Origin of the sequence: Pseudomonas sp. PDM27 (assembly GCF_019219205.1) — a bacterium.
Classification (GTDB): Bacteria; Pseudomonadota; Gammaproteobacteria; order Pseudomonadales; family Pseudomonadaceae; genus Aquipseudomonas; species Aquipseudomonas laurylsulfatiphila.
The window spans coordinates 163,883-186,629 of sequence record NZ_JAHUWF010000003.1 but is presented as its reverse complement, the minus strand read 5'-3'; the positions used below and the strand labels follow the sequence as shown (position 1 = coordinate 186,629).

The 22,747-nt window shown below is 61.2% G+C and carries 17 protein-coding genes; 3 read left to right on the top strand and 14 right to left on the bottom strand.

Features of this window, described 5'->3' with window-relative positions:
• Positions 1 to 12: 12 nt before the first annotated feature.
• The 7 genes from dbpA to betI form a co-directional block, all read right to left on the bottom strand.
• A complete protein-coding gene (dbpA, locus tag KW838_RS08660) occupies positions 13 to 1,350 on the bottom strand; it encodes an ATP-dependent RNA helicase DbpA (RefSeq protein ID WP_238540823.1) in 1,338 nt (445 codons plus the stop codon).
• Between the two features lie 105 nt (positions 1,351 to 1,455).
• Positions 1,456 to 2,883, bottom strand: a complete 1,428-nt coding sequence (mdtD, locus tag KW838_RS08655) for a multidrug transporter subunit MdtD (RefSeq protein WP_007975478.1) — start codon at positions 2,881 to 2,883, stop codon at positions 1,456 to 1,458.
• A 133-nt stretch (positions 2,884 to 3,016) separates the two neighbouring features.
• Positions 3,017 to 4,354, bottom strand: a complete 1,338-nt coding sequence (locus tag KW838_RS08650) for a TldD/PmbA family protein (RefSeq protein ID WP_218500899.1) — start codon at positions 4,352 to 4,354, stop codon at positions 3,017 to 3,019.
• Positions 4,354 to 5,796, bottom strand: a complete 1,443-nt coding sequence (locus KW838_RS08645; protein ID WP_102699226.1) for a TldD/PmbA family protein — start codon at positions 5,794 to 5,796, stop codon at positions 4,354 to 4,356. Before KW838_RS08645 ends, KW838_RS08650 begins: the two co-directional genes overlap by 1 nt.
• A gap of 269 nt (positions 5,797 to 6,065) precedes the next feature.
• A complete protein-coding gene (gene betA, locus KW838_RS08640; RefSeq protein WP_102700681.1) occupies positions 6,066 to 7,766 on the bottom strand; it encodes a choline dehydrogenase in 1,701 nt (566 codons plus the stop codon).
• A gap of 205 nt (positions 7,767 to 7,971) precedes the next feature.
• Entirely contained in the window at positions 7,972 to 9,444 is a 1,473-nt protein-coding gene (gene betB, locus KW838_RS08635) for a betaine-aldehyde dehydrogenase (RefSeq protein WP_102700682.1), read from the bottom strand.
• Between the two features lie 60 nt (positions 9,445 to 9,504).
• Complete coding sequence (gene betI / locus KW838_RS08630) at positions 9,505 to 10,098, bottom strand: transcriptional regulator BetI (RefSeq protein WP_007975486.1); 594 nt, start codon at positions 10,096 to 10,098, stop codon at positions 9,505 to 9,507.
• Between the two features lie 381 nt (positions 10,099 to 10,479).
• Between betI and KW838_RS08625 the strand changes: the two genes are divergently transcribed.
• Positions 10,480 to 12,420 carry a BCCT family transporter gene (locus KW838_RS08625; protein WP_240629017.1) on the top strand — a complete coding sequence of 647 codons (1,941 nt, stop codon included), beginning with the start codon at positions 10,480 to 10,482 and terminating at the stop codon, positions 12,418 to 12,420.
• Positions 12,421 to 12,675: 255 nt separating this feature from the next.
• Here the strand turns inward: KW838_RS08625 and choV are convergent, their stop codons facing one another.
• From choV to KW838_RS08610, 3 genes are all read right to left on the bottom strand, one after another.
• Positions 12,676 to 13,854, bottom strand: coding sequence for a choline ABC transporter ATP-binding protein (gene choV / locus KW838_RS08620; RefSeq protein WP_007975488.1), 1,179 nt, complete (start codon positions 13,852 to 13,854; stop codon positions 12,676 to 12,678).
• Positions 13,851 to 14,696 carry a choline ABC transporter permease subunit gene (choW, locus tag KW838_RS08615; protein WP_102700684.1) on the bottom strand — a complete coding sequence of 282 codons (846 nt, stop codon included), beginning with the start codon at positions 14,694 to 14,696 and terminating at the stop codon, positions 13,851 to 13,853. Before choW ends, choV begins: the two co-directional genes overlap by 4 nt.
• Before the next feature lie 66 nt (positions 14,697 to 14,762).
• Positions 14,763 to 15,710, bottom strand: a complete 948-nt coding sequence (locus KW838_RS08610) for a choline ABC transporter substrate-binding protein (protein ID WP_077048061.1) — start codon at positions 15,708 to 15,710, stop codon at positions 14,763 to 14,765.
• 435 nt (positions 15,711 to 16,145) lie between these two features.
• Here KW838_RS08610 and KW838_RS08605 point away from each other — a divergent pair, with 435 nt between their 5' ends.
• Positions 16,146 to 17,522 (top strand): L-serine ammonia-lyase, encoded by a 1,377-nt coding sequence (locus KW838_RS08605; RefSeq protein WP_218500898.1) that lies wholly within the window; start codon positions 16,146 to 16,148, stop codon positions 17,520 to 17,522.
• Between the two features lie 538 nt (positions 17,523 to 18,060).
• Positions 18,061 to 19,164 carry a GlxA family transcriptional regulator gene (locus KW838_RS08600; protein ID WP_007975492.1) on the top strand — a complete coding sequence of 368 codons (1,104 nt, stop codon included), beginning with the start codon at positions 18,061 to 18,063 and terminating at the stop codon, positions 19,162 to 19,164.
• Positions 19,165 to 19,265: 101 nt separating this feature from the next.
• Here KW838_RS08600 and KW838_RS08595 read toward each other — a convergent pair whose 3' ends face one another.
• The 4 genes from KW838_RS08595 to KW838_RS08580 form a co-directional block, all read right to left on the bottom strand.
• Entirely contained in the window at positions 19,266 to 19,532 is a 267-nt protein-coding gene (locus KW838_RS08595) for a hypothetical protein (protein WP_007995656.1), read from the bottom strand.
• Positions 19,533 to 19,876: 344 nt separating this feature from the next.
• Positions 19,877 to 21,040 (bottom strand): gamma-butyrobetaine dioxygenase, encoded by a 1,164-nt coding sequence (locus KW838_RS08590; protein ID WP_218500897.1) that lies wholly within the window; start codon positions 21,038 to 21,040, stop codon positions 19,877 to 19,879.
• A gap of 13 nt (positions 21,041 to 21,053) precedes the next feature.
• Positions 21,054 to 21,530 (bottom strand): thioesterase family protein, encoded by a 477-nt coding sequence (locus KW838_RS08585; protein WP_102700687.1) that lies wholly within the window; start codon positions 21,528 to 21,530, stop codon positions 21,054 to 21,056.
• A gap of 165 nt (positions 21,531 to 21,695) precedes the next feature.
• Positions 21,696 to 22,661, bottom strand: coding sequence for an L-carnitine dehydrogenase (locus KW838_RS08580; RefSeq protein WP_102700688.1), 966 nt, complete (start codon positions 22,659 to 22,661; stop codon positions 21,696 to 21,698).
• Positions 22,662 to 22,747 lie beyond the last annotated feature (86 nt).

Sequence of the window (22,747 nt, the reverse complement as noted above, 5' to 3'; positions counted from 1 at the left end):
GGCGATGCGTTTTTACAGGATGCGCACGCGCAACGAACGGCCCTTGATCTTGCCGTCGTTCAAACGCTGCAAGGCCTGTTTGGCGACGCCGCGCTCCACGGCCACATAGGCCTGGAAGTCGAAAATCGCGATCTTGCCGACCTGGGCGCCGGGGATGCCGGCGTCGCCGGTCAGTGCGCCAAGAATGTCGCCCGGACGGACCTTGTCCTTGCGGCCGCCAGCGATGCACAGGGTGCTCATCTGCGGCAACAGCGGACCACCGCCCTTGGAGGTGAGGTTGTCCACCTGATCCCAGGTCAGCGGTGTTTTCTGCAATTGCTCGATAGCTTGTGCACGCTGCGCTTCGGACGGCGCCACCAGGCTGATCGCCAGGCCTTTCTCGCCGGCGCGGCCGGTACGGCCGACGCGGTGGATGTGGATTTCCGAATCGCGGGCCAGCTCGACGTTGATCACCATGTCCAGGGAATCGATGTCCAGACCACGGGCCGCGACGTCGGTGGCGACCAGTACCGAAGTACTGCGGTTGGCGAACATCGCCAGCACCTGGTCGCGGTCACGCTGTTCCAGATCACCGTGCAGGCCAACGGCGGAGATGCCTTTGGCGGTCAGGTGATCGACGGTTTCCTGAACCTGCTGCTTGGTGAAGCAGAAGGCTACGCAGGACGCCGGGCGGAAGTGGCCAAGTACCTTGGTCACCGCACTCATGCGGTCATCCGGGGAGATTTCGTAGAAGCGCTGCTCGATCTGTGTGTCGTCGTGGAATGCTTCGGCCTTCACTTGCTGCGGGTTGCGCATGAACTTCGAGGCCAGCTGCTTGATGCCCACCGGGTAGGTCGCGGAGAACAGCAGGGTCTGGCGACGCTCCGGGGCCTGCATGATGATTTCTTCGATGGAGTCGTAGAAACCCATGTCGAGCATGCGGTCGGCTTCGTCGAGGATCAGGGTGTTGAGGCCGTGAAGGACCAGCGAGCCCTTGCGCAGGTGCTGCTGGATGCGCCCCGGAGTGCCGACGATGATGTGCGCGCCGTGCTCCAGCGAAGCGATCTGCGGGCCGAGGGACACGCCGCCGCACAGGGTCAGGACCTTGATGTTGTCTTCGGCACGGGCCAGGCGACGGATTTCCTTGGCGACCTGGTCGGCCAACTCGCGGGTCGGGCACAGGATCAGTGCCTGGCAACCGAAGTAGCGCGGATTGATCGGGTTCAGCAGGCCGATGCCGAAGGCCGCGGTCTTGCCGCTGCCGGTCTTGGCCTGGGCGATCAGGTCCATACCCTTGAGGATCACCGGCAAGCTTTGCGCCTGGATCGGCGTCATCTGGGCATAACCGAGGGATTCGAGGTTAGCCAGCATGGCGGCAGACAGCGGCAAAGTATTAAATTCGGTGGCGATGGTGGTCACGGGACTGGCCTGCAAAACAAAATGTCGCGCAGTGTACCAGTCCGATGGCCATTCGCCCTAAGGCTCTATGTGCTCTTCCGGACGTTTAACACGCCGTCCGTCATTCTTTGACAGCTGCGAGAAGATCGTCGCGGCCAGCATCGCCATGATTCCAACGGTCACAAAGGTCAGCTGGAACGCGCCCAAAACCGTCTCCACGCCATCATTGCCGATCTCCGCCGTAAAGCCGCCGAGCAACGCACCGGCGCAGGCAACGCCCAGGCTCAGGGACAATTGCGCGACCACCGACAGCAGGCTGTTGCCGCTGCTGGCGCTGGCGTCGTCGAGGTCGATCAGGGTCACGGTGTTCATCGCGGTGAACTGCAGGGAGTTGATCGCGCCAAGGATCGCCAGCAGGCACAGCAGTAGCCAATACGGCGTCTGCTCGCTGACCAGGCCCATGCTCGCCAGCATGATGCCCAGTGCCAGGGTATTGCCGGTCAGCACGATGCGGTAACCCAGACGTTCGATCAGCGGCCGCGCCACCCACTTGGCGATCATCGCCGCAGCGGCCAGCGGCAGCATGCTCATCCCGGCCTGGGACGGCGAGTAGCCCAGCGCCACTTGCAGCAGTAACGGCACCAGAAAGGGCAGGGCGCCGCTGCCGAGGCGGGCGAACAGGTTGCCGAGAATGCCCACGGCAAAGGTTCGGGTCTTGAACAGCGACGGCGCGAACAACGGGTTTTCGATGTGCCCGGCGCGCAGCCAGTACGCCGCCAGGCACGCCATGCCGCCGAACAGCAGCAACATTACCCGCAGGTGCGGCAGGTGCAACTCGCCCAGGCCTTCCATGGCGATGGTGATCAGAATCATCGCCGCGCCGAACAGCACGAAGCCCAGGCTGTCGAAACGGGTGCGTTCCGAGCCGCGCAGGTCCGGGATGAATTTCCATACGGCGTAGCAACCGACCAGCCCCACCGGCAGGTTGATCAGGAAGATCCAGTGCCAGGTCAGGTACTGCACCATCCAACCGCCCATGGTCGGGCCGATCAGCGGGCCGAGCAGCCCGGGAATGGTGATGAAGCCCATGATCCGCACCAGTTCCGAACGCGGGTAGGCGCGCAGCACCACCAGCCGCCCGACCGGCAGCATCAACGCTCCGCCCAGGCCCTGGATCACCCGGGCGCCGATCAGCAGGCTCAGGCTGCTCGACAATGCGCAGAGCAACGAGCCGAGACTGAACAGCAGGATTGCGCTGAAGAAGATCTTCCTGGTGCCAAAACGGTCGGCGATCCAGCCCGAAGCCGGGATCAGCAAGGCGACCGTGAGCATGTAGGCGATGATCACCCCCTGCATGCGCAATGGGTCCTCGGCCAGGTCGCGGGCCATGGCCGGCAGGGCGGTGTTGAGGATCGTCCCGTCGAGGGACTGCATGAAGAAGGCTATGGCGACGACCCAGGGTATCCAGCGGGCGGTGACAGCGTCGAGAGGCGGGCGGTTGGGCATGGGACCTCTTGTGGTGGTCAGGTAACCGGACCCTGTGGGAGCGGGCTTGCCCGCGAAGAGGCCGTAACATTCAACATCAATGTCGACTGATCCGCCGCTTTCGCGGGCAAGCCCGCTCCCACAGGTATTGCGTTTACAGGGTCAGAGTCAATCGGCTGACCAACGCCCCAGGCAATAGCGCCGAAGCCGTCGCCCGCTGGCTGTAGGTACTCGCCGACAACAACAACTCCCGCTCCGCGGTCAACGCTTCCAGCCGCGAACCGAGCAGGCTGAAGGCGCTGTCATCAAAGCGCATGGTGTTGACCGGTGCCTGAATCTCGCCGTTCTCGACCCAGAACGTGGCGAAGCGGGTCATGCCGGTCAGGCGTGCGGCCGGTTGATCCGAAAAGTTCAGGTACCACAGGTTGCTGATGTACAGCCCCGTACCCAACCGCTTGAGGATGTCCGCGTCAGGCAATGCCCCGGCTTTCATGTTCAGCGCGCTCGGGGATTCACCGCCGCTGGCGCCGTTGGCGGTCAAACCGTATTCCGCGGCGCTGCGCGAACTGACCAGTTGTGCCCCGGCCTTGCCGTTGACGATCAACCCCAGGTCGCTGCGCGGATAACCTTCATCGGAAAACGCCGGGCTCAGTGAGCCGCTGACTTTTTCGTCCAGCGAGACCAGCGGGCTGAACGCGCTGTCGCCACCGTAGAGCCTTTGCAGCGGGCTGCTTTTGCTGGCAATCGACTGTGCCGAGAAACCACCCCAGCACAGCATGCCCATGATCTCTTCCAGCGCCGCCGGTGCCAGGTAAGCGCGGTACTGGCCGGGCGCCAAAGTGCGTAGCGGCCGTCCCAGAAACTCAAGCTGCTCGCGGGCTTGCTCGAAGCGTTTGGCAAAGCCTTCGCTGTTCCAGTCCTGCCCGGCATAGCTGGCTTTTACTGCCTGGCCGTTCTCGTGGAACAGGCTGAAGTCGAAATTGAAGCTGTTGGCCTGATGCCAGCCGAAGGCGCCCGAAGAACTGGCAAAGCCACGACTGATCGGTCCGGCAGCGTAGAAACCGACAAGATCCAGGCCTTCGGCGGCCTGGGTGATTTGCGCGACCACCTGTTCGGTGTCCGGCAGCGGTTGGGCCTGCACGTTGTTGCTCTGCCAGCCATTGTGGTTGAGCAGCAGATACGGGTCTGGAGGCAACAACGGCAAGGTATCGCGCAGCTGTTGCAGGCCTTCGTTCAAACGTTGCAGATCAACCTGGGGATCGCCGGCCAACGTGATTTGCAGATCGGCATGGCGGCCTTCGTTGATCAGTTTCAGGCCGATGCTCGCCTGCTGCACCTGACCGGCCTGACGCACCTTGGCGTGGTTGAAACGTATGAAGGCCGAGGATTCGGCGGCGTAGCTGAGGGTGAACTGTTCGGGCTCGTGAAGCGCTGCACGCAGGCTGTTGACCAGCGCCTTGAACGATGCGGACTGGCTGATTGACGGATGCATCAGGCGTCTCCTCCGAATACATCAACGTTACTGAACACGCAGGCCGGTGACGCGTGGCCGACGCGGATCACCTGGTTCGGCTCGCCCTTACCGCAATTCGGTGTGCCGAGGACCTTGAAGGTACTGGCATCGCCGACGGCGCTGAGGCTTTTCCAGAACTGCGCGGAGATGCCCCTGTAATTGGGATTCTTTACCACGCCCTTGAGTTCGCCGTTTTCTATCAGTTGGCCCCATTCGCAGCCGAACTGGAATTTATTGCGGGCATCGTCGATCGACCAGGAACGGTTGGTCGACATCAGCACGCCGTGCTCGATACCGCCGATCAGCTGCTCGATGGACTGATCGCCCGGCTCGATGTTGAGGTTGGCCATGCGATCGATCGGCGGACGGTTCCAGCCGCAGGCGCGACTGTTGGCGACGCCGTCCATGCCGGCACGGAATTGCGACAACGCACCGCCCAGCGGGCGCAGCAACAGGCCTTCACGGATTAGGAACTGTTTGCTGGCGGGCGTGCCGTCGTCGTCATGGCCATAGCTGGCGAGTTCTTCGGGGATCTCCGGGTCGAAGGTCACGTTGAGCAGGCCGGAGCCGTATTGCAGTCGGCCGAAATCCTCGGCTTTGACGAAACTGGTGCCGGCGTAATTGCGTTCGTCTCCCAGAATGCGGTCCAGCTCCAGCGGATGGCCGATGGATTCGTGGATTTGCAGCATCATCTGGTCGGGCATCAGCAGCAGGTCGCGCTTGCCTTGCGGTGTGTTTGGCGCCAGCAGCAGTTGCAGCGCCTGATCAGCCACCTGGGCGCCGGCACCGATCAGGCCGCAGCGGCTGATAACGTCTGCCGCGCCTTGCTGGCCGAAGTTCTCGCGCCCCAGGCTGCGGGTCTGGCTGTCGTTGCCGTCGTAGGCCGTGACGTCCAGGCCGGGGTACACAAAGCGTTGCGCCTGGCGCAGTTCGGCACCGGCGCTATTGAGATAAATCTGCTCGACGTGAGTGATGCCGAGGCTGACCTGCCAGTTCACCAGACGCTCGTCCCTGGGCACGGCGGCCGACTCGGCGCCGAGCAGTTGGTAGCAGTCGTTCAGTGACGGGAAGGGCTGGTCGAGGTTCGGCGAAAAATAATCGGCACGGTCGCTGGAAACAGCCTGCGAACGCAGGTCCAGCAAGGCGTGGGGCTTGAGTCGACGGGCCTGGAGTTCGGCGCGCTCGAGGGCGGCCTGCAGGCCTTGTTGTGACAGATCGTTGGTCGCCGCATAAGCCTCGACGCCATTGACCCGCACGGTCAGCATTGCCCCTTCGTCACGGCTCAGGCTCGGCGGTTCTGCGACGTTCTTGCGCACCGACAGGTACTGCCCGGATTCGCGCACATAACGCAGGGAAAAGAATTCAGCACCCGTGCGCAAGGCAGCGAAGCGCTGCTTGAGCTGGGGGTAGAAGTCGAACATTCGTGAACCTCCTGGGTATGGAGTGGTGATGGCGCGGTGCTGCGAGGGGAAGGGGTGAAACGATTGCGTGGCGCTAGATTAGGCCTGCGAGGGGGGGAGGATCAAGGGTGGTGCGGTGTTGGGAGGGATTACTGGGAGGGGCGGGAGATATGTGTTGCTTGGTAAGGCCCCTTCGCGAGCAGGCTCGCTCCCACAAAGGATCTGAGTCGTAAACAGATCAAATGTGGGAGCGAGCCTGCTCGCGAATAGCCGTACCGCGGTGTTATGCCTTAAGCGATCTGGCTCACTTCCCGCACCGGCTTGCCCTTCACCGGCGCTTCACCGGCCACATAGTAAGTGGCTGTGCTGCGCGGCAATGGCTTGCGACCACGGATCTTGTCGGCGATTTTCTCGGCCATCATGATCGTTGGTGCGTTCAGGTTGCCGGTGGTGATGATCGGCATGATCGAGGCATCGACCACGCGCAGGCCTTGCATGCCATGCACGCGACCTTCGCCATCGACCACGGCCATCTCGTCGGTGCCCATCTTGCACGAGCAGGACGGGTGGAACGCGGTTTCGGCGTGTTCGCGGATGAACTTGTCCAGTTGCTCGTCGGTTTGCACCTCGATGCCCGGACTGATCTCGCGACCACGGAAGGCGTCCAGCGCCGGCTGTTGCATGATTTCACGGGTCAGGCGGATGCCGTCGCGGAATTCCTGCCAGTCCTGCTCGGTGGCCATGTAGTTGAACAGGATGCTCGGGTGCTGGCGTGGGTCCTTGGACTTGGCCTGGATGCGACCACGGCTTGGCGAGCGCATGGAGCCCATGTGCGCCTGGAAGCCGTGCTCTTTCACGCCGTTGCTGCCGTTGTAGTTAATCGCTACCGGCAGGAAGTGGTACTGGATGTTCGGCCATTCGAATTCCGGACGGGTACGGATGAAACCGCCGGCTTCGAACTGGTTGCTGGCGCCGATGCCGGTGCCGTTGAACAGCCACTCGGCACCGATGGCCGGCTGGTTGTGCAAGAGCAGCGACGGGTAGAGCGAGACCGGTTGGGTGCAAGCGTATTGCAGGTACAGCTCAAGGTGGTCCTGCAGGTTTTCACCGACGCCCGGCAGGTCGTGGACCACCGGAATGTCGAGCTTGTTCAGCAGTTCGGCCGGGCCGACGCCGGAGCGTTGCAGGATCTGCGGCGAAGCGATGGCGCCGGAGCACAGCAGTACTTCCTTGCGTGCTTTGACTTCAACGCGCTCTTCAGCGTCGCCCACCAGGTAACGCACGCCGACCGCACGCTTGCCTTCGAACAGGATCTTGTCGGTCAGGGCGTGGGTGACGATGGTCAGGGTCGAACGCTTCTTGGCGACGTCCAGGTAACCACGGGCGGTGGAGGCACGACGACCTTTCGGTGTCACGGTGCGGTCCATCGGGCCGAAGCCTTCCTGCTGGTAGCCGTTCAAGTCTTCGGTGCGCGGGTAACCGGCCTGTACGCCGGCTTCAACCATGGCGTGGAACAGCGGGTTGTTGCCGGCTTTTGGCGTGGTCACGCTGACCGGGCCTTCGCCACCGTGGTAGTCGTTCGGGCCGATGTCACGGGTTTCCGCCTTGCGGAAATAGGGCAGGCAGTCCAGGTACGACCAGTCTTCCAGGCCTGGCAGTTTCGCCCAGCCGTCGTAGTCCATGGCGTTGCCGCGGATGTAGCACATGCCGTTGATCAGCGAAGAACCGCCCAGGCCCTTGCCGCGACCGCACTCCATGCGACGACCGTCCATGTGTGGCTCTGGATCGGTTTCGTAGGCCCAGTTGTAGCGACGGCCTTGCAGCGGGAACGCCAGGGCGGCCGGCATTTGCGTGCGGAAGTCGAAACGGTAGTCCGGGCCGCCCGCTTCGAGCAGCAGGACGGTGACGCCGGCGTCTTCGGTCAGACGGGTCGCCAGGGTGTTACCGGCCGAGCCGGCACCGATGATGATGTAGTCGAATTCTTGGGACATTGAATGCACCCTCTTTGAAGTTGGTTCAGGTCGCCTGTCGCCTGGACGCCGCGCAACCTGTGGCGAGGGGGCTTGCCCCCGTTCGGCTGCGCAGCAGTCGTAAAATCTGCGACTGCTTTCTATCTGAAGACTTGCGGTGTCTGGAGAGGGGCTGCTTCGCAGCCCAACGGGGGCAAGCCCCCTCGCCACAGAGACCTCGCAGTGCTTAGAACACCGAGACGTAATCGCCCAGCTCGACCTGTACCGATTTGATGCGGGTGAAGTTGTTCAGCGAGCTGATGCCGTTCTCACGGCCGACACCCGACTGCTTGTAGCCGCCAACCGGCATCTTCGCGTCGGACTCGCCCCAGGCGTTGATCCAGCAGATACCGGCTTCCAGTTGGTGAATCACGCGGTGCGCGCGGTTCAGGTCGCGGGTGACGATACCGGCGGCCAGGCCGAATTCGGTGTCGTTGGCGCGACGGATCACTTCTTCTTCGGTTTCGTAGGTGAGGATCGCCATCACCGGGCCAAAGATTTCTTCACGGACGATGGTCATGTCGTCGGTGCAGTCGGTGAACACGGTCGGGGCCACGAAGGCGCCTTTGGCGAAGTCGCCGTCGGTCAGGCGCTCGCCGCCGCACAGTACGCGGGCACCTTCTTCCTTGCCCTTGGCGATGTAGCCCAGCACGTTTTCCATGTGGGCGAAGCTGACCAATGGGCCGAAGTTGGTGTTTTCGTCTTCAGGGTTGCCGACGCGGATGCGCGCAACGCGCTCAACGATCTTGGCTTCGAAAGCAGCTTTCAGGTGGGCCGGTACGAACACGCGGGTGCCGTTGGTGCACACCTGACCGGAGCTGTAGAAGTTGGCCATCATCGCGGTGTCGGCAGCGCGATCGAGGTCGGCGTCGTCACAGATGATCAGCGGCGACTTGCCGCCCAGTTCCATGGTCACTTCCTTGAGCGAAGAGCTCGAAGCGCTGGCCATGACTTTCTTGCCGGTGTCGGTGCCGCCGGTGAACGAGACTTTCTCGATGCGCGGGTGCTCGGTCAGCCAGGTGCCGACTTCACGGCCGCTGCCGGTCAGGACGTTGAACACGCCGTTTGGCACGCCGGCTTCGGTGTAGATCTCGGCCAGTTTCAGGGTGGTCAGCGAGGTGACTTCGCTTGGCTTGAAGATCATCGCGTTACCGGCCGCCAGGGCTGGCGCGGATTTCCACAGGGCGATCTGGATCGGGTAGTTCCACGCGCCGATACCGGCCACGACGCCCAGCGGCTCGCGACGGGTGTAGACGAACGAGGTGGTGCGCAGCGGAATCTGCTCGCCTTCGATGGCCGGAACCAGGCCTGCGTAGTACTCCAGCACATCAGCGCCGGTGACGATGTCAACGTAGCGGGTTTCGGAGTACGACTTGCCGGTGTCCAGGGTTTCCAGGGCGGCCAGTTCGTCGTTGCGCTCACGCAGGATTTCCACGGCGCGACGCAGGATGCGCGAACGCTCCATGGCGGTCATGGCAGCCCAGATTTTCTGGCCCTTTTCGGCGCTGACGACGGCGCGCTCGACGTCATCGAAGGTGGCACGTTGTACTTTTGCGAGGACTTCACCGTTAGCCGGGTTGATGGCTTCGAAAGTGGCGTCGCTGCTGGCGTCAGAGTAAGCGCCATCGATGTAGAGTTTTTGCAGTTCGAAACGGGCCATAAAGTCCTCGCAAGTGCATCAGTGATTGGCGCGGTCCGGTGGTTGAGCGTTCTGTGTGCTCTAACTCACCTGCTTGGCCAGTTGGAAATCCATGTATTCGTAAGCGATCTGGTGCGCCTGCCCGGTGTCGAAAGCATCTCCCGACAGCGCGCCGCGCAACCACAAACCGTCAATGAGGGCTGCCAGGCCACGGGCTGCACTGCGCGCATCGTCGAGCGGCAGTACGCGGCGGAACTGGCAGCACAGGTTGGAATACAGACGGTGATCGTTGATCCGCTGCAACCTGTGCAAAGACGGGTGGTGCATGCTGGTGGCCCAGAAGGCCAGCCAGGTTTTCATTGCCGGGCCATTGACCTGGCTGGCGTCGAAGTTGCCTTCGATGATCACCTGCAGATGCGCCCGCGGGCTTGCATCTGTCAGCGCCTGACGGCGTGCGGTGACGTTCTCGCTGAGGACACTCATCAGGTACTGCGCCGTGGCAGCGATCAGGCCGTTCTTGTCCTGAAAGTAATGACTGATGATGCCATTCGAGACACCGGCCAAACGGGCGATCAGCGCAATGCTGGCGTCCCCCATTCCGACCTGGTCGACCGCCAGCAATGTGGCTTCGATCAACTGTTGGCGACGGATGGGTTGCATACCGACCTTGGGCATCTTGCACATCTCCTTAGGCCTTCCGGCAGACGTCAAACGACTACCGGCTTGAGGGCCAGTCTATTTTGTTTTGATTGAACGTTCAATCAACAAAGAATAAGATCTGCGACAAATCGTCGCTGCCTACAGATTTTCCCAACATGTAGCGGCGGAAAAAATGACTTCCGAATCTGCTCGAAACCTACGCGCTGTGGCGCTCAAGGGGTTTCGGGCTTTTTTCGGGGTGTCTTTATATCACCCGCTGGTCGGCTGCCCACTAACCGATTGGTCGGGTAACTCGTTTGCCTTGCGTTCTTCTCTCGCACTGCCCGGAGCATCTGTGCCATGAGTTCTGCCTCGCTAATAAAGACCCCACCGCAGAAGGTGTCGGTCAACGGTTGGGTGTTCTACACCTCTACCGCGTTGATTCTGTTGTTGACCGCCATTCTGATCATCGCCCCGCAAGAGGCCGGCAGAATGCTGGGTACGGCGCAAGCCTGGTTGTCCCGCAGCTTCGGCTGGTACTACATGGTGGTAATTGCCGCCTATCTGATTTTCGTCGTCGGCCTGGCGTTTTCGTCCTACGGCAAACTCAAGCTGGGCAGCAAGGATGACACCCCGGACTTCAGCTACGGCGCCTGGGCGGGGATGCTGTTTTCCTCGGGTATCGGCATCTCGTTGTTGTATTTCGGCGCGTCCGAACCGCTGGACCACTACTTCAACCCGCCGGAAGGCGTGGCTGGCAGTAACCTCGCGGCACGTCAGGCAGTACAACTGACGTTCCTGCATTGGGGCCTGCACGGCTGGGCGATTTACGCGCTGGTCGGTTTGGCGGTGGCGTACTTTGCCTACCGCCATAACCAGCCGCTGGCATTGCGTTCGGCACTGTATCCGCTGGTGGGTGAGCGCTGGGTCAAGGGCGCGGCCGGTCACGCGGTGGACGGCTTCGGCATGTTCGTGACCCTGCTGGGTCTGGTGACCAACCTGGGGATTGGTTCGCTGCAGGTGTCGTCGGGCCTTGAAAACCTGTTCGGCATGGAGCACAGCAACACCAACCTGCTGATCGTGATCATCGTGATGAGCACCGTGGCGACCATCGCCGCTGTGTCGGGTGTGGAAAACGGCATCCGTCGTCTGTCCAACCTGAACATCGTGCTGTTCAGCGGCCTGCTGATTTTCGTCCTGCTGTTCGGCCCGACCCTGCACCTGCTCAACGGCTTCGTGCAGAACGTCGGCGACTACCTGAACGGCGTGGTGCTGAAGACCTTCGACCTCTATGTGTATGAAGGCGACGCCGAGAAGTCCGACCGCTGGTTGGGCCTGTGGACCCTGTTCTACTGGGCCTGGTGGATTTCCTGGGCACCATTCGTGGGCATGTTCATCGCACGTATTTCCCGTGGTCGCACGGTGCGTGAACTGGTGGCCGGCGTACTGCTGATTCCGCTGGGCTTCACTTTGGCGTGGCTGTCGATCTTCGGTAACTCGGCCCTGGACCTGGTGATGAACCATGGGGCGGTGGAGCTTGGAAAAACGGCGCTGGAACAGCCGTCCATGGCGATCTACCAGTTGCTTGAGCATTACCCGGCGTCGAAGGTGGTGATCGGCGTATCGATTTTCGTTGGTTTCGTGCTGTTCCTGACCCCGGCGGATTCCGGCGCGGTGATGATGGCCAACCTGTCGTGCAAGGGCGGTACCGTCGATGAAGACGCGCCGCACTGGCTGCGGATCTTCTGGTCGGCGGTGATCACCCTGGTGACCATCGGCCTGCTGTTCGCCGGTAACTTCGAAGCCATGCAAACCATGGTGGTGCTGGCTGGTCTGCCGTTCTCGGTGGTGCTGGTGTTCTTCATGTTCGGCTTGCACAAGGCCATGCGCCAGGACGTGCAGATCGAACAGGAGCAAGCGGAGCTGGCGGCGCGCGGTCGTCGTGGTTTCAGCGAGCGTTTGACCCAGTTGGACCTGCAGCCGAGCCAGTCGGTAGTGCAGCGCTTCATGGACAAGCAAGTGAGCCCGGCGCTGGAAGATGCGACGGCGCAAATGCGTGCTCAAGGCCTGCAGGTTCAGACGCTGCTGGGTAAGTCCAAGCGTTGCATGGGCGTGCGCGTCGAGATGGAAGAGGGCAACCCGTTTGTCTACGAAGTGAGCCTGGATGGCTACCTGGCTACGCCGACTGAATCGGCACAGTCGGATGAGGCGCGTCAGCGCTTCTATCGCGCCGAGGTTTACCTGCATAACGGTAGCCAGGACTACGACTTGATGGGTTTCACCCAGGATCAGATCACCCGTGACGTGCTCGATCAGTTTGAAAGCCATCGGCAGCTGCTTGGCCGGGTTTACAGCTAAAGCTTGGGTCTGCGGTGTACGGAATGCACCGCAATCCCTGTGGGAGCGAGCTTGCTCGCGATAGCGGAGGGACAGTCAACACTCATGTTGAATGTTAAGCCCTCATCGCGAGCAAGCTCGCTCCCACAGGTTGTTCACCGTACATATGGGAGCGGGCTCGCCCGCGAAGGGGTCATCAGCATCAACGCTGCATTACCCGATACCCCATAAACAAAAACGCCGCGATTCTCTCGCGGCGTTTTTGTGTCTGTTGCCTTACCCCAGGTTCTTGCCGAGCAGTGCGTGATACAGCTCGCTGTCGCCCAGAATCCCCACCACCTTGTTGTTGTCATGCAGCACCAGCTTGTTGCCGGTCTGATAACGAATCTGCAGCGCATCGCGCATGCCGATGTTCGAGTCCACCAGGGTTGGTCGACGACCCAGGCCTTCAACGGCCTGGCCCGGTATCCAGTTCTGCAAGTCCAGCGCAGACCCGTTCTGGCGAGCGCCCTTGATGGTGTTGCCTTCGGCCAGGTCCAGCCACGAATCACCGCCTGGATCCAGGCACACCGAACCGTTGATGCGTTTGCAGTTGTCCAAGGTGCGCATCAGGCTGCGGCCGCACAGTACGTTCAGCGGGTTGGTGTGGGCCACGAAGGTCCGCACGTAGTCGTCCGCCGGGTTGAGGACGATTTCTTCCGGCTTGCTGTACTGGATGATCCGGCCGTCTTTCATGATCGCGATACGGGAGCCCAGTTTCAGGGCTTCGTCGAGGTCGTGGCTTACGAACACGATGGTCTTGCTCAGCTTGCGTTGCAGTTCCAGCAGTTCGTCCTGCAGACCCTGGCGGATCAGCGGGTCGAGTGCCGAGAACGGTTCGTCCATCAGCAGGATGTCGGCGTCCATCGCCAGGGCACGGGCCAGGCCCACGCGTTGCTGCATACCACCGGACAGCTCGTTGGGTTTCTTGTTGCGCCACTGGGTCAGGCCCACCAGCTCAAGCTTGTCGTCCACCAGTTTGCGTCGTTCCTTCTCAGGCCGACCCTGCATTTCCAGGCCAAAGCTGATGTTCTCGCGAACGGTCAGCCAAGGCATCAAGGCGAACTTCTGGAACACCATCGCGATGCGTTTGGTGCGCATCATTTTCAGTTCGGCCGGGGTGCAGGAGGCGATGTCGATCTGCTTGCCTTCGTGCTCGACGAACAACTTGCCACGGCTGACGGTGTTCAGGCCGTTGATGCAGCGCAGCAGGCTGGACTTGCCGGAGCCGGACAGGCCCATCAGTACGCAGATTTCACCTTTTTCGATATCCAGGCTGGCTTTTTCAACACCGACGATCTGCCCGGTCTTTTTCAGGATCTCGTTGCGGGTCATGCCCTGATCCAGCAGCTTGAGCGCCTCGCGTGGATCTTTGGAGAAGATAACGTCAACGTTATCGAAGCGAATAATGCTCATGCGTCACCCCCTACCTTGGCGTCGGGTTGTTTGCAGATACGGTCGAGCATGATCGCCAGCAGTACGATCGCCAGGCCTGCTTCGAAGCCCAGGGCGATATCAGCAGTGTTCAGTGCGTTGACCACCGGTTTGCCCAAACCATCGGCGCCCACCAGTGCCGCGATCACCACCATCGAAAGAGACAGCATGATGCACTGGGTGATGCCTGCCGCGATGCTTGGCATGGCGTGGGGCAGTTCGATTCGCGAGAGCAGTTGACGCCGGGAGCAGCCAAAGGCCTTGCCGGCGTCCATCAGTTCTTCCGGAACATCGCGGATACCCAGGTAGGTCAGGCGGATGGGCGCGGCAATCGCGAACACCACCGTCGAAATCAGGCCCGGGACCACACCCAGACCAAAGAGGGTCAGGGTAGGAATGAGGTATACGAAGGTCGGTACGGTCTGCATCAGATCGAGTACCGGACGCATTACAGTATAGAACATCGGCTTGTGCGCGGCGACGATGCCCAGGGGCACACCGATGAGCACGCAGACCAGGGTGGCGAACAACACCTGGGCCAGGGTTTCCATGGTTTCCTGCCAGTACCCCAGATTGAGGATCAGCAGAAAGGAGGCAACGACAAACGCGGTCAGGCCCCATTTGCGTTGAATGAAGTGTGCCAGTAGAGCGATCAGGCCGATCAGCGCCAGCGGGTTGAACCAGGTCAGCGCAAACGTCACGCCGTGGATCATCGTTTCCAGTGTCACGGCGATTGCGTCGAAGGTGTTGGCGCCGTGTTGCGTCAACCATTCAACGAAGCCCGCGATGTACTGGCCTAGAGGTATTTTCTGATCAATCAGCATGGTAGTGAACGTCCGCATGCAAGGAAATAAACAGCCCGGACGGCCTGGGCCGTCCGGCATAAGCGATTACTGTGCGAGCTTGGCTTTCACGGCTTCCAGGCCAGGTTTACCGTCAGTGGTGGTCACGCCAGCGAGCCAGGTATCGAGCACCTGTGGATTCTTTTTCAGCCAGGCCTTGGCGGCCGCGTCAGGCTTCATCTTGTCGTCCAGGATGTTGCCCATCAGTTCGCTTTCCATGTCGACCGTGAACTCCAGGTTTTTCAGCAACTGACCGACGTTGCTGCATTCCTCGGCGTAGCCCTTGCGGGTGTTGGTCGCCACGGTGGCGGCGCCAAAGTCGGGGCCGAAGAAATCGTCGCCGCCGGTCAGGTATTGAATCTTGAAACGCTTGTTCATCGGGTGCGGCGCCCAACCCAGGAACACCACGGCGGTGTCACGTTTCTGCGCGCGGTCGACCTGCGACAGCATGCCGGCTTCGCTGGACTCGACGACCTTGAAGCCCGCGTCCTTGAGGCCGAAGGCGTTCTTGTCGATCATCGACTGGATCAGGCGGTTGCCGTCGTTGCCAGGCTCGATGCCGTAGATCTTGCCGTCGAGTTCTTTCTTGAATTTGGCGATGTCGGCGAAGTCATGCAGCCCCTTGTCATACAGGGCTTGAGGGACGGCGAGGGTGTATTTGGCGCCCTTGAGGTTGGTACGCACGGTTTCCACGGTGCCGGCATCGCGGTAGGCCTTGATGTCGTTTTCCATGGTCGGCATCCAGTTCCCCAGGAACACGTCCATGTTCTTGCCGTCGGCCAGCGACTTGTAGGTCACGGGCACGGAAATCATGGTGGTCTTGGTCTTGTAGCCGAGGGCGTTGAGCACGACGCTGGTGGTCGCGGTTGTCGCGGTGATGTCGGTCCAGCCGACATCGGAGAAGTTTACGGTATTGCACTGCGCCGGTTCTGCGGCTTGCGCCAGAACCGGCAGACTAAGCATGGCGGCCAACAACAACGACGGGGAACCTTTCATGGATGGACTCCTTGGTGTTTTTTTTGGCAGTGTTCCGACTGGACCACCGCACTTATAGGTTGCGGTTGGATGGCGTTCTGGAGACAGCTCTACCACGGCGCCTTGCAATCGAGTCGATATGATCATGTACCAGTGAAAATCTGACGCCTACAGGGTGCGTCGTATCCAGTACAGGGATGGTCGCATCCAGTGTCGGTGACGTCGTTTACAGATTTTTTCAGCCCTTTTTTCCCCTCTGAACCGCAAAAAAACGGCGAAAACACGGCGTAAAAGACACGCGGCGTTGGTGGGCATGAGTGCGTCGGTTAGAGACGTCGAACAACACGATAAAAGCTTGATGATGCGGTCATCTCGGCGGATTGCAGCTTCAGCGTAGCAGCTCCGTCACCCTGCGCTTTGGCGTGCGCAGTGGGCCCATTCAGGAGTTCGGCAGTCATGGCTATCAGTGTTTTCGACCTGTTCAAAATCGGCATCGGACCTTCCAGTTCGCACACCGTGGGGCCCATGCGGGCGGCGGCGTTGTTTGTGCAGGGCTTGCGCGAGCGGGGGCTGCTGGAACAGGTGCGGCGTGTCGAAGTCCAGCTGTTTGGCTCGTTGTCGGCCACCGGCATCGGCCACGGCAGCGACAACGCGGTGATCATGGGCCTGATGGGCGAGTGGCCGGATGCGATCGATCCGTCGCAAATCGGCATCCGTATCCAGGCCTTGCACGAAACCCACACGCTGTTGCTCGATGGTCGCCTGTCGGTTCCGTTCGTCTGGGCTCGGGACATGCGCCTGATCGACGAAAACCTGCCGTTCCACCCCAACGCCATGACCCTGATTGTCGAAGGCGATGACGGCGAATTGCATCGCGACACCTACTATTCGGTCGGCGGCGGTTTTGTCGTCGATGAGGCGCAAGCCTCCAGCGGTGTCGTGGATCTGGATCGCACCGTACTTCCTTATGACTTTTCCAGCGCCGCCGAGCTGTTGCAGCTGTGCAAGAAGCACAACCTGCGCGTGGCGGAATTAATGATGGCCAACGAGAAAGTCTGGCGCAGCGAAGAGGAAATCCGCAGCGGCCTGATGAAGCTCTGGCGCGCCATGCAGGATTGCGTTGAGCAGGGCCTGAAACACGAAGGCATCCTGCCCGGCGGGCTGAACGTGCGCCGCCGCGCGGCCAAGCTGCATCGCAGCCTTCAGGAACTGAACAAACCCAACGTGATTGGCTCGACCTTGAGCGCCATGGAATGGGTCAACCTGTTCGCCCTGGCGGTCAACGAAGAAAACGCCGCCGGTGGGCGCATGGTTACGGCACCGACCAACGGCGCGGCGGGGATCATTCCGGCAGTGCTGCACTACTTCATGAAGTTCAGCGAGGCCGTGACCGACGCCAATGTCGTCGACTACTTCCTCGGTGCGGCGGCGGTGGGCATCCTGTGCAAGAAGAACGCCTCGATCTCCGGTGCCGAAGTCGGTTGCCAGGGCGAAGTCGGTTCGGCCTGCGCCATGGCGGCCGCCGGGCTGGCGGAAATCCTTGGCGCCACGCCAGAGCAACTGTGCAACGCGGCGGAGATCGGTCTGGAACACAACCTCGGCCTGACCTGCGACCCGGTGGGTGGGCTGGTCCAGGTGCCGTGCATCGAGCGCAACGCGATTGCTGCGGTGAAGGCGATCAACGCCGCGCAGATGGCGTTGCGGGGCGATGGCCAGCACTTTATTTCGCTGGACCGGGTGATCCGCACCATGCGCGATACCGGTGCCGACATGCATGACAAATATAAGGAGACATCGCGGGGTGGGTTGGCGGTGAGTGCGGTGGAGTGTTGAGACCGCGTCGACCCCATCGCGAGCAAGCTCGCTCCCACAGGTTTTGCGTCGGTCACAAAAATTGTGTTCACCTTGATCCCTGTGGGAGCGAGCTTGCTCGCGATAGCGCCAGACCAGTCAAAACTGCGCGCTAAGTGAACACCCGGATTAAAACGCGCCTCCTTTTAGCGCGTCGCTCACAGATAAATTGTCTTGCCACTGATCGAGGGCCAGCCAGCCCTCGACCGCTCGTCACCTGTGCCTGCGGTGACACTCCTTTCCAGTGCGGCGCAACGCCGTTCCCACAAGTGCTACCGAATTGCTCACCGCTCGTGAGCCCGGGCGCTTGCCAGTCCTGATGGCCATTTAAATCCCCACGCCTTGCAAGACATATATAGACACATTCCGACGTCGTTTTTAGGAGTTATTGAACGCACATTCAAAAATAGGCATGGCAATTGCTCTGTCATTACAAAGCCCGTCTCCCACGCGAGAACGATGGCAATAAAAAGAGCCTCCGCCTGAGGCCATCACCCGCTTTGTGTGAGGAGATACCGCGATGACGACGTTCAACTCCGGGGCCCAACCCCAGAACCGTGCGCCTCAATCCATCGGCTTTCTGCTGCTGGACAATTTCACGCTGATTTCTCTGGCCTCCGCAGTGGAACCCCTGCGCATGGCCAACCAGTTGTCCGGTCGCGAGCTGTATCGGTGGACCACCCTCACCGTCGATGGCGGCCAGGTCTGGGCCAGTGACGGCCTGCAGATCACCCCCGACGCCTCCATGCACAAAGCCCCGCCAATGGACACTGTCATCGTCTGCGGCGGTATCGGCATCCAGCGCACTGTGACTCGTGAACATGTGTCATGGCTGCAAAGCCAGGCTCGCCAGTCCCGCCGCCTCGGCGCGGTGTGCACCGGCAGCTGGGCCCTGGCCTGCGCCGGCCTGCTCGACGGCTTCGATTGCAGCGTGCACTGGGAATGCCTGGCAGCCATGCAGGAAGCTTTCCCGCGGGTGGCCATGAGCACCCGCCTGTTCACCCTCGACCGTAACCGTTTCACCAGCTCCGGCGGCACCGCGCCGCTGGACATGATGCTGCACCTGATCAGCCGCGATCACGGCCGTGAACTGTCGGCGGCCATTTCGGAGATGTTTGTCTACGAGCGCATTCGCAACGAGCAGGATCACCAGCGTGTGCCGCTCAAGCACATGCTCGGCACGAATCAGCCAAAACTGCAGGAAATCGTTGCGCTGATGGAGGCCAACCTCGAAGAGCCGATCGATCTCGACGAACTGGCCGTCTATGTCGCGGTATCCCGTCGCCAGCTCGAACGTCTGTTCCAGAAATACCTGCACTGCTCGCCGTCGCGTTACTACCTCAAGCTGCGCCTGATCCGCGCCCGGCAACTGCTCAAGCAAACGCCGATGTCGATCATCGAAGTGGCGTCGGTGTGCGGTTTTGTTTCCACGCCGCACTTCTCCAAGTGCTACCGCGAATACTTCGGCATTCCGCCGCGTGACGAGCGTGTAGGCTCCAACACTACCCAGCAAGTGGCGATGATGCCGTTGCCGCAAGCCTTGGTGCTGTCGCCGTTGTCCGGGCCGTTGTCGGCGCTGAGCCAGGCGCGTAATGAGTCGACGTTTGCCAGCGTACGGCTTTAAACCGAGGCGTTTTCATCGCGAGCAGGCTCGCTCCCACAGTTGACCGAGTTCCAGCAGAGGAATGCGGTCGAATGTGGGAGCGAGCCTGCTCGCGAATGGATTTATCGGCCTGTGTGGCTCTGCTGATACTCCGCCAATGCCGGCAACAACTGCTTGTCGATCGCCTGACGCACTGCTGGCAGGATCGTCGCGCTGCTGGTGTACATCTGCTTGACCATGGTCCGCAGGGTCATCGCCCGTACATCGTTCAAACCCCGTACAGCACACTCGCAGGCCTGCTCGGCGGTGGCGCCGGTGGGCACCTCGAATCCCAACGACTTGAGCTGGCCCAACAGGTCTTCCTGGTCTATCAAATCGGCGTGCATCATGACGCAATCCTTCTTCAGGGAACGGTGTCGTGGCTCGATTCTGGTAGGGCCACGCAGTAGCGGCAAGGGCGAATTGTCGCAATGGCCGCAATGGCTATGAACAGGTCGTTTTCGACTAACTTGCCGTGCACAGGAGTGGGCACACTGGGCTCAGCTCGCTTCACGAAGGTTTGGTCACCCTCGCACGGCAGCTCCTCAACAGTACCCTCTGCCTCGATCCTGTCACGGCTTGATCGGGGCTTTTTTTGGTCGGTTGAAAAGCAAAAGATCGCAGCCTTCGGCAGCTCCTACATGGATCGTATTTCACCTGTAGGAGCTGCCGAAGGCTGCGATCTTTTAGAGGCTTAACGCTGCAACACCAGAATCCGCGACAACAACTCATCCCGGTCGACATAGCAACCCTGGAAGTGCCGCGCCCCGGTGGCGGGGTCGAAGGCGTTGCGGGCGTGCAGGGTGCGGCGGTTGTCGAAGCACCACAGCTCACCGGGATTGAGCCGCTGCATCAGGCGGAACCGGGGTTCGCGCGTCATCGCGATAAAGCGCCGGTAGGCGTGATAGAGCCTGGGCATCTGTTCCACCGAGGTGTCGAACGGTCCGCGCAGAAAGTTCGCCATGCGGATTTCCGATACCTGCCCCAACGTATCCAGGGCGATGATCGGCGCGAGGCAGCGGTAGTCGCTGTGGCGGTCCTTGTTGCGAAACTCTACGGGGATTTCGCAAAGGCTTTTGAATGACTCCGGGTCTTCTCGGCGCAGCGCATCGGCGATGGCAAAACCGTCGACAAATATGCTTTCGCCGCCCTCGGCGTCATTGACCAGGCAATGCAGGAATTGCAGCCCCGGTTGCAGCTCTCGGGTCGGCAAATCACTGTGCAGCGGCAGGTTGAAAGCGGTGTAGGCGTTGCTGTCGGCGTCGGCCTTCGATTGCACGTTGAACAGCACGCCGAAATTGCTCTCGCGGATGAAGGAAATCCGTTGCGCGATCAGCTTCAGGGAGCCGGGTTCGGTAGGCACGCCACGAACCTGGGTCAGGCCGACATCGCGAACCGCCAGCAGCCATTGCAGCAACGCCTGCGGGTCGTTCATCAGTGCTTGATATTCGAATACCGGCAACTGCAAATCGCTGTGCCAGAGCCTGGCTTTGGGCTTGCGTGCCAGGCGTTCGGCGCGGGATTCATCGTCATAGGCGTGGGCGCGCAGCCAGCCGGGATCGAAGCGGCTGGCGTGGCCATCCTGCCAATCCACCGACAGGCTGCCATCGGTGTCGATGTGTACGGCGTCAGGCATCAGGTCTTGAGCCACATCGACGATTTCCAGTACTTGCTCGCGGGTCACGGTGTAGACGCATAGCGGGCACGGGCAGTTGTCCCGCAGCCATTGATGGTGGAAAGGGCTGACGCGATCGTCGGCCCACTTCACCAGAACCCGGTCCGCCAATGTCTGCACGCCAGTCAGCGCGCTGATCAACGGATAGGTACGAAAGTCGGCAAATGCAGCGGCGGTGTTCATGGCGATCTCCTTGTTATTTTTTTGGGGGTAATGCGATCACTCGGCCAATGTACCCGGGCGTTGGCAGGTCCGCCTGTTCGGCGACGATGGCTTGCAGCCGATTCAAGGACTGTTCGCTGAACGGGGCCGAACGGGGTCCGGCGAGATCCACGTGCAGCAGCATCTGTTCATTACCGGCGAGCTCCTTGTCATCTCCGACCAGATGCAGGCTGTGATAGAGGTGCAGGCGTTTGCTGTCGTGGGCGATGATCTGGGTGTGCACTTCGACTTGGGCGTCGAGTTTCACTTCGTGCAGGTAGTTGAGGTGCAGTTCGAGAGTGAACAACGAGTTGCCGCTGGCTTCCCGGCTGTTGCTGTCCAGGCCCAGGCGATCCATCAGGGCATCGGTGGCGTAGCTGAAAATCAGCAGGTAGAAGGCGTCGCGCAGGTGGCCGTTGTAGTCGACCCAGTCGGGGATGATGGTGGTTTGGTAGGTGGTGAGGGTGGGCATGATGTCTGATCCAACATTGGTGGTGACTGGGCTGCCGTCTTCGCGAGCAGGCTCGCTCCCACAGTTGATTTGAAGTGTGAATACAATCTATGTCACTCAGCAGATCCCCTGTGGGAGCGAGCTTGCTCGCGATGGGGCCAGTGCTGCTGGCCCCAGGCCTGGGGGTTACTCGCTGAAGGCCATCCCATGCTTCTCTTTGGTGGTCTTCACCGCCTCCAGCACTGCCAGCAGGCAGTCATCACGATAGCGCTCCAGTGCCGAAATGCTGTGTTTGCCCAGTTGATCGCTGGTGCCCTCGACCACATCGTCGATCAGTTTGTCGGTCAGTTCCGGTGCCGGCAGGTAGGTCCATGGCAACTGCAACGCCGGGCCGAACTGCGCCATGAAGTGACGCATACCGGCATCACCACCGGCCAGGGTGTAGGTCAGGAAGGTGCCCATGAACGACCAGCGCAAGCCTGCGCCGAAACGAATCGCATCGTCGATTTCACCGGTAGTCGCCACGCCGTCGTTGACCAGATGCAGCGCCTCACGCCACAGCGCTTCGAGCAGGCGGTCGGCGATGAACCCCGGCACTTCCTTGCGCACGTGCAACGGGCGCATCCCCAGGGATTCATAGACTTTCATCGCCGCTTGCACGGCTTCGGGCGCGGTGTTTTTACCGCCGACCACTTCGACCAGCGGCAGCAGGTAAACCGGGTTGAACGGGTGACCGACCACGCAGCGCTCCGGGTGCGTGGCGCTCTCGTAGAACTCGCTCGGCAGCAGGCCGGAGGTGCTGGAGCCGATCAACGCATTGGGCTTGGCCGCCGCGCTGATTTTGCTGTGCAGGTCCAGTTTCAGCTCAAGGCGTTCCGGGGCGCTTTCCTGGATGAAGTCAGCGTCGCGAACGCATTCTTCGATGGTCGCGACAAAACGCAGGCGATCCTGCGATGCACCTGGCGCCAGTCCTTGTTTCTCCAGTGCGCCCCAAGCGTTGGCGACGCGTTTGCGCAGGGCTGCTTCAGCGCCTGGTGCCGGGTCCCAGGCCACTACGTCCAGGCCATGGGCGAGGGCGCGGGACACCCAGCCGCTGCCGATGACACCGCTGCCCAGGGCGGCGAAGGTTTTGATTTCGGTGATGAAGCTCATGGTCAATTCCTGAATTTGGCTCGGAAAAAAACTGTGGGAGCGAGCTTGCTCGCGAAGAGGTCTGTACATCCGACAGATCTCTTGCG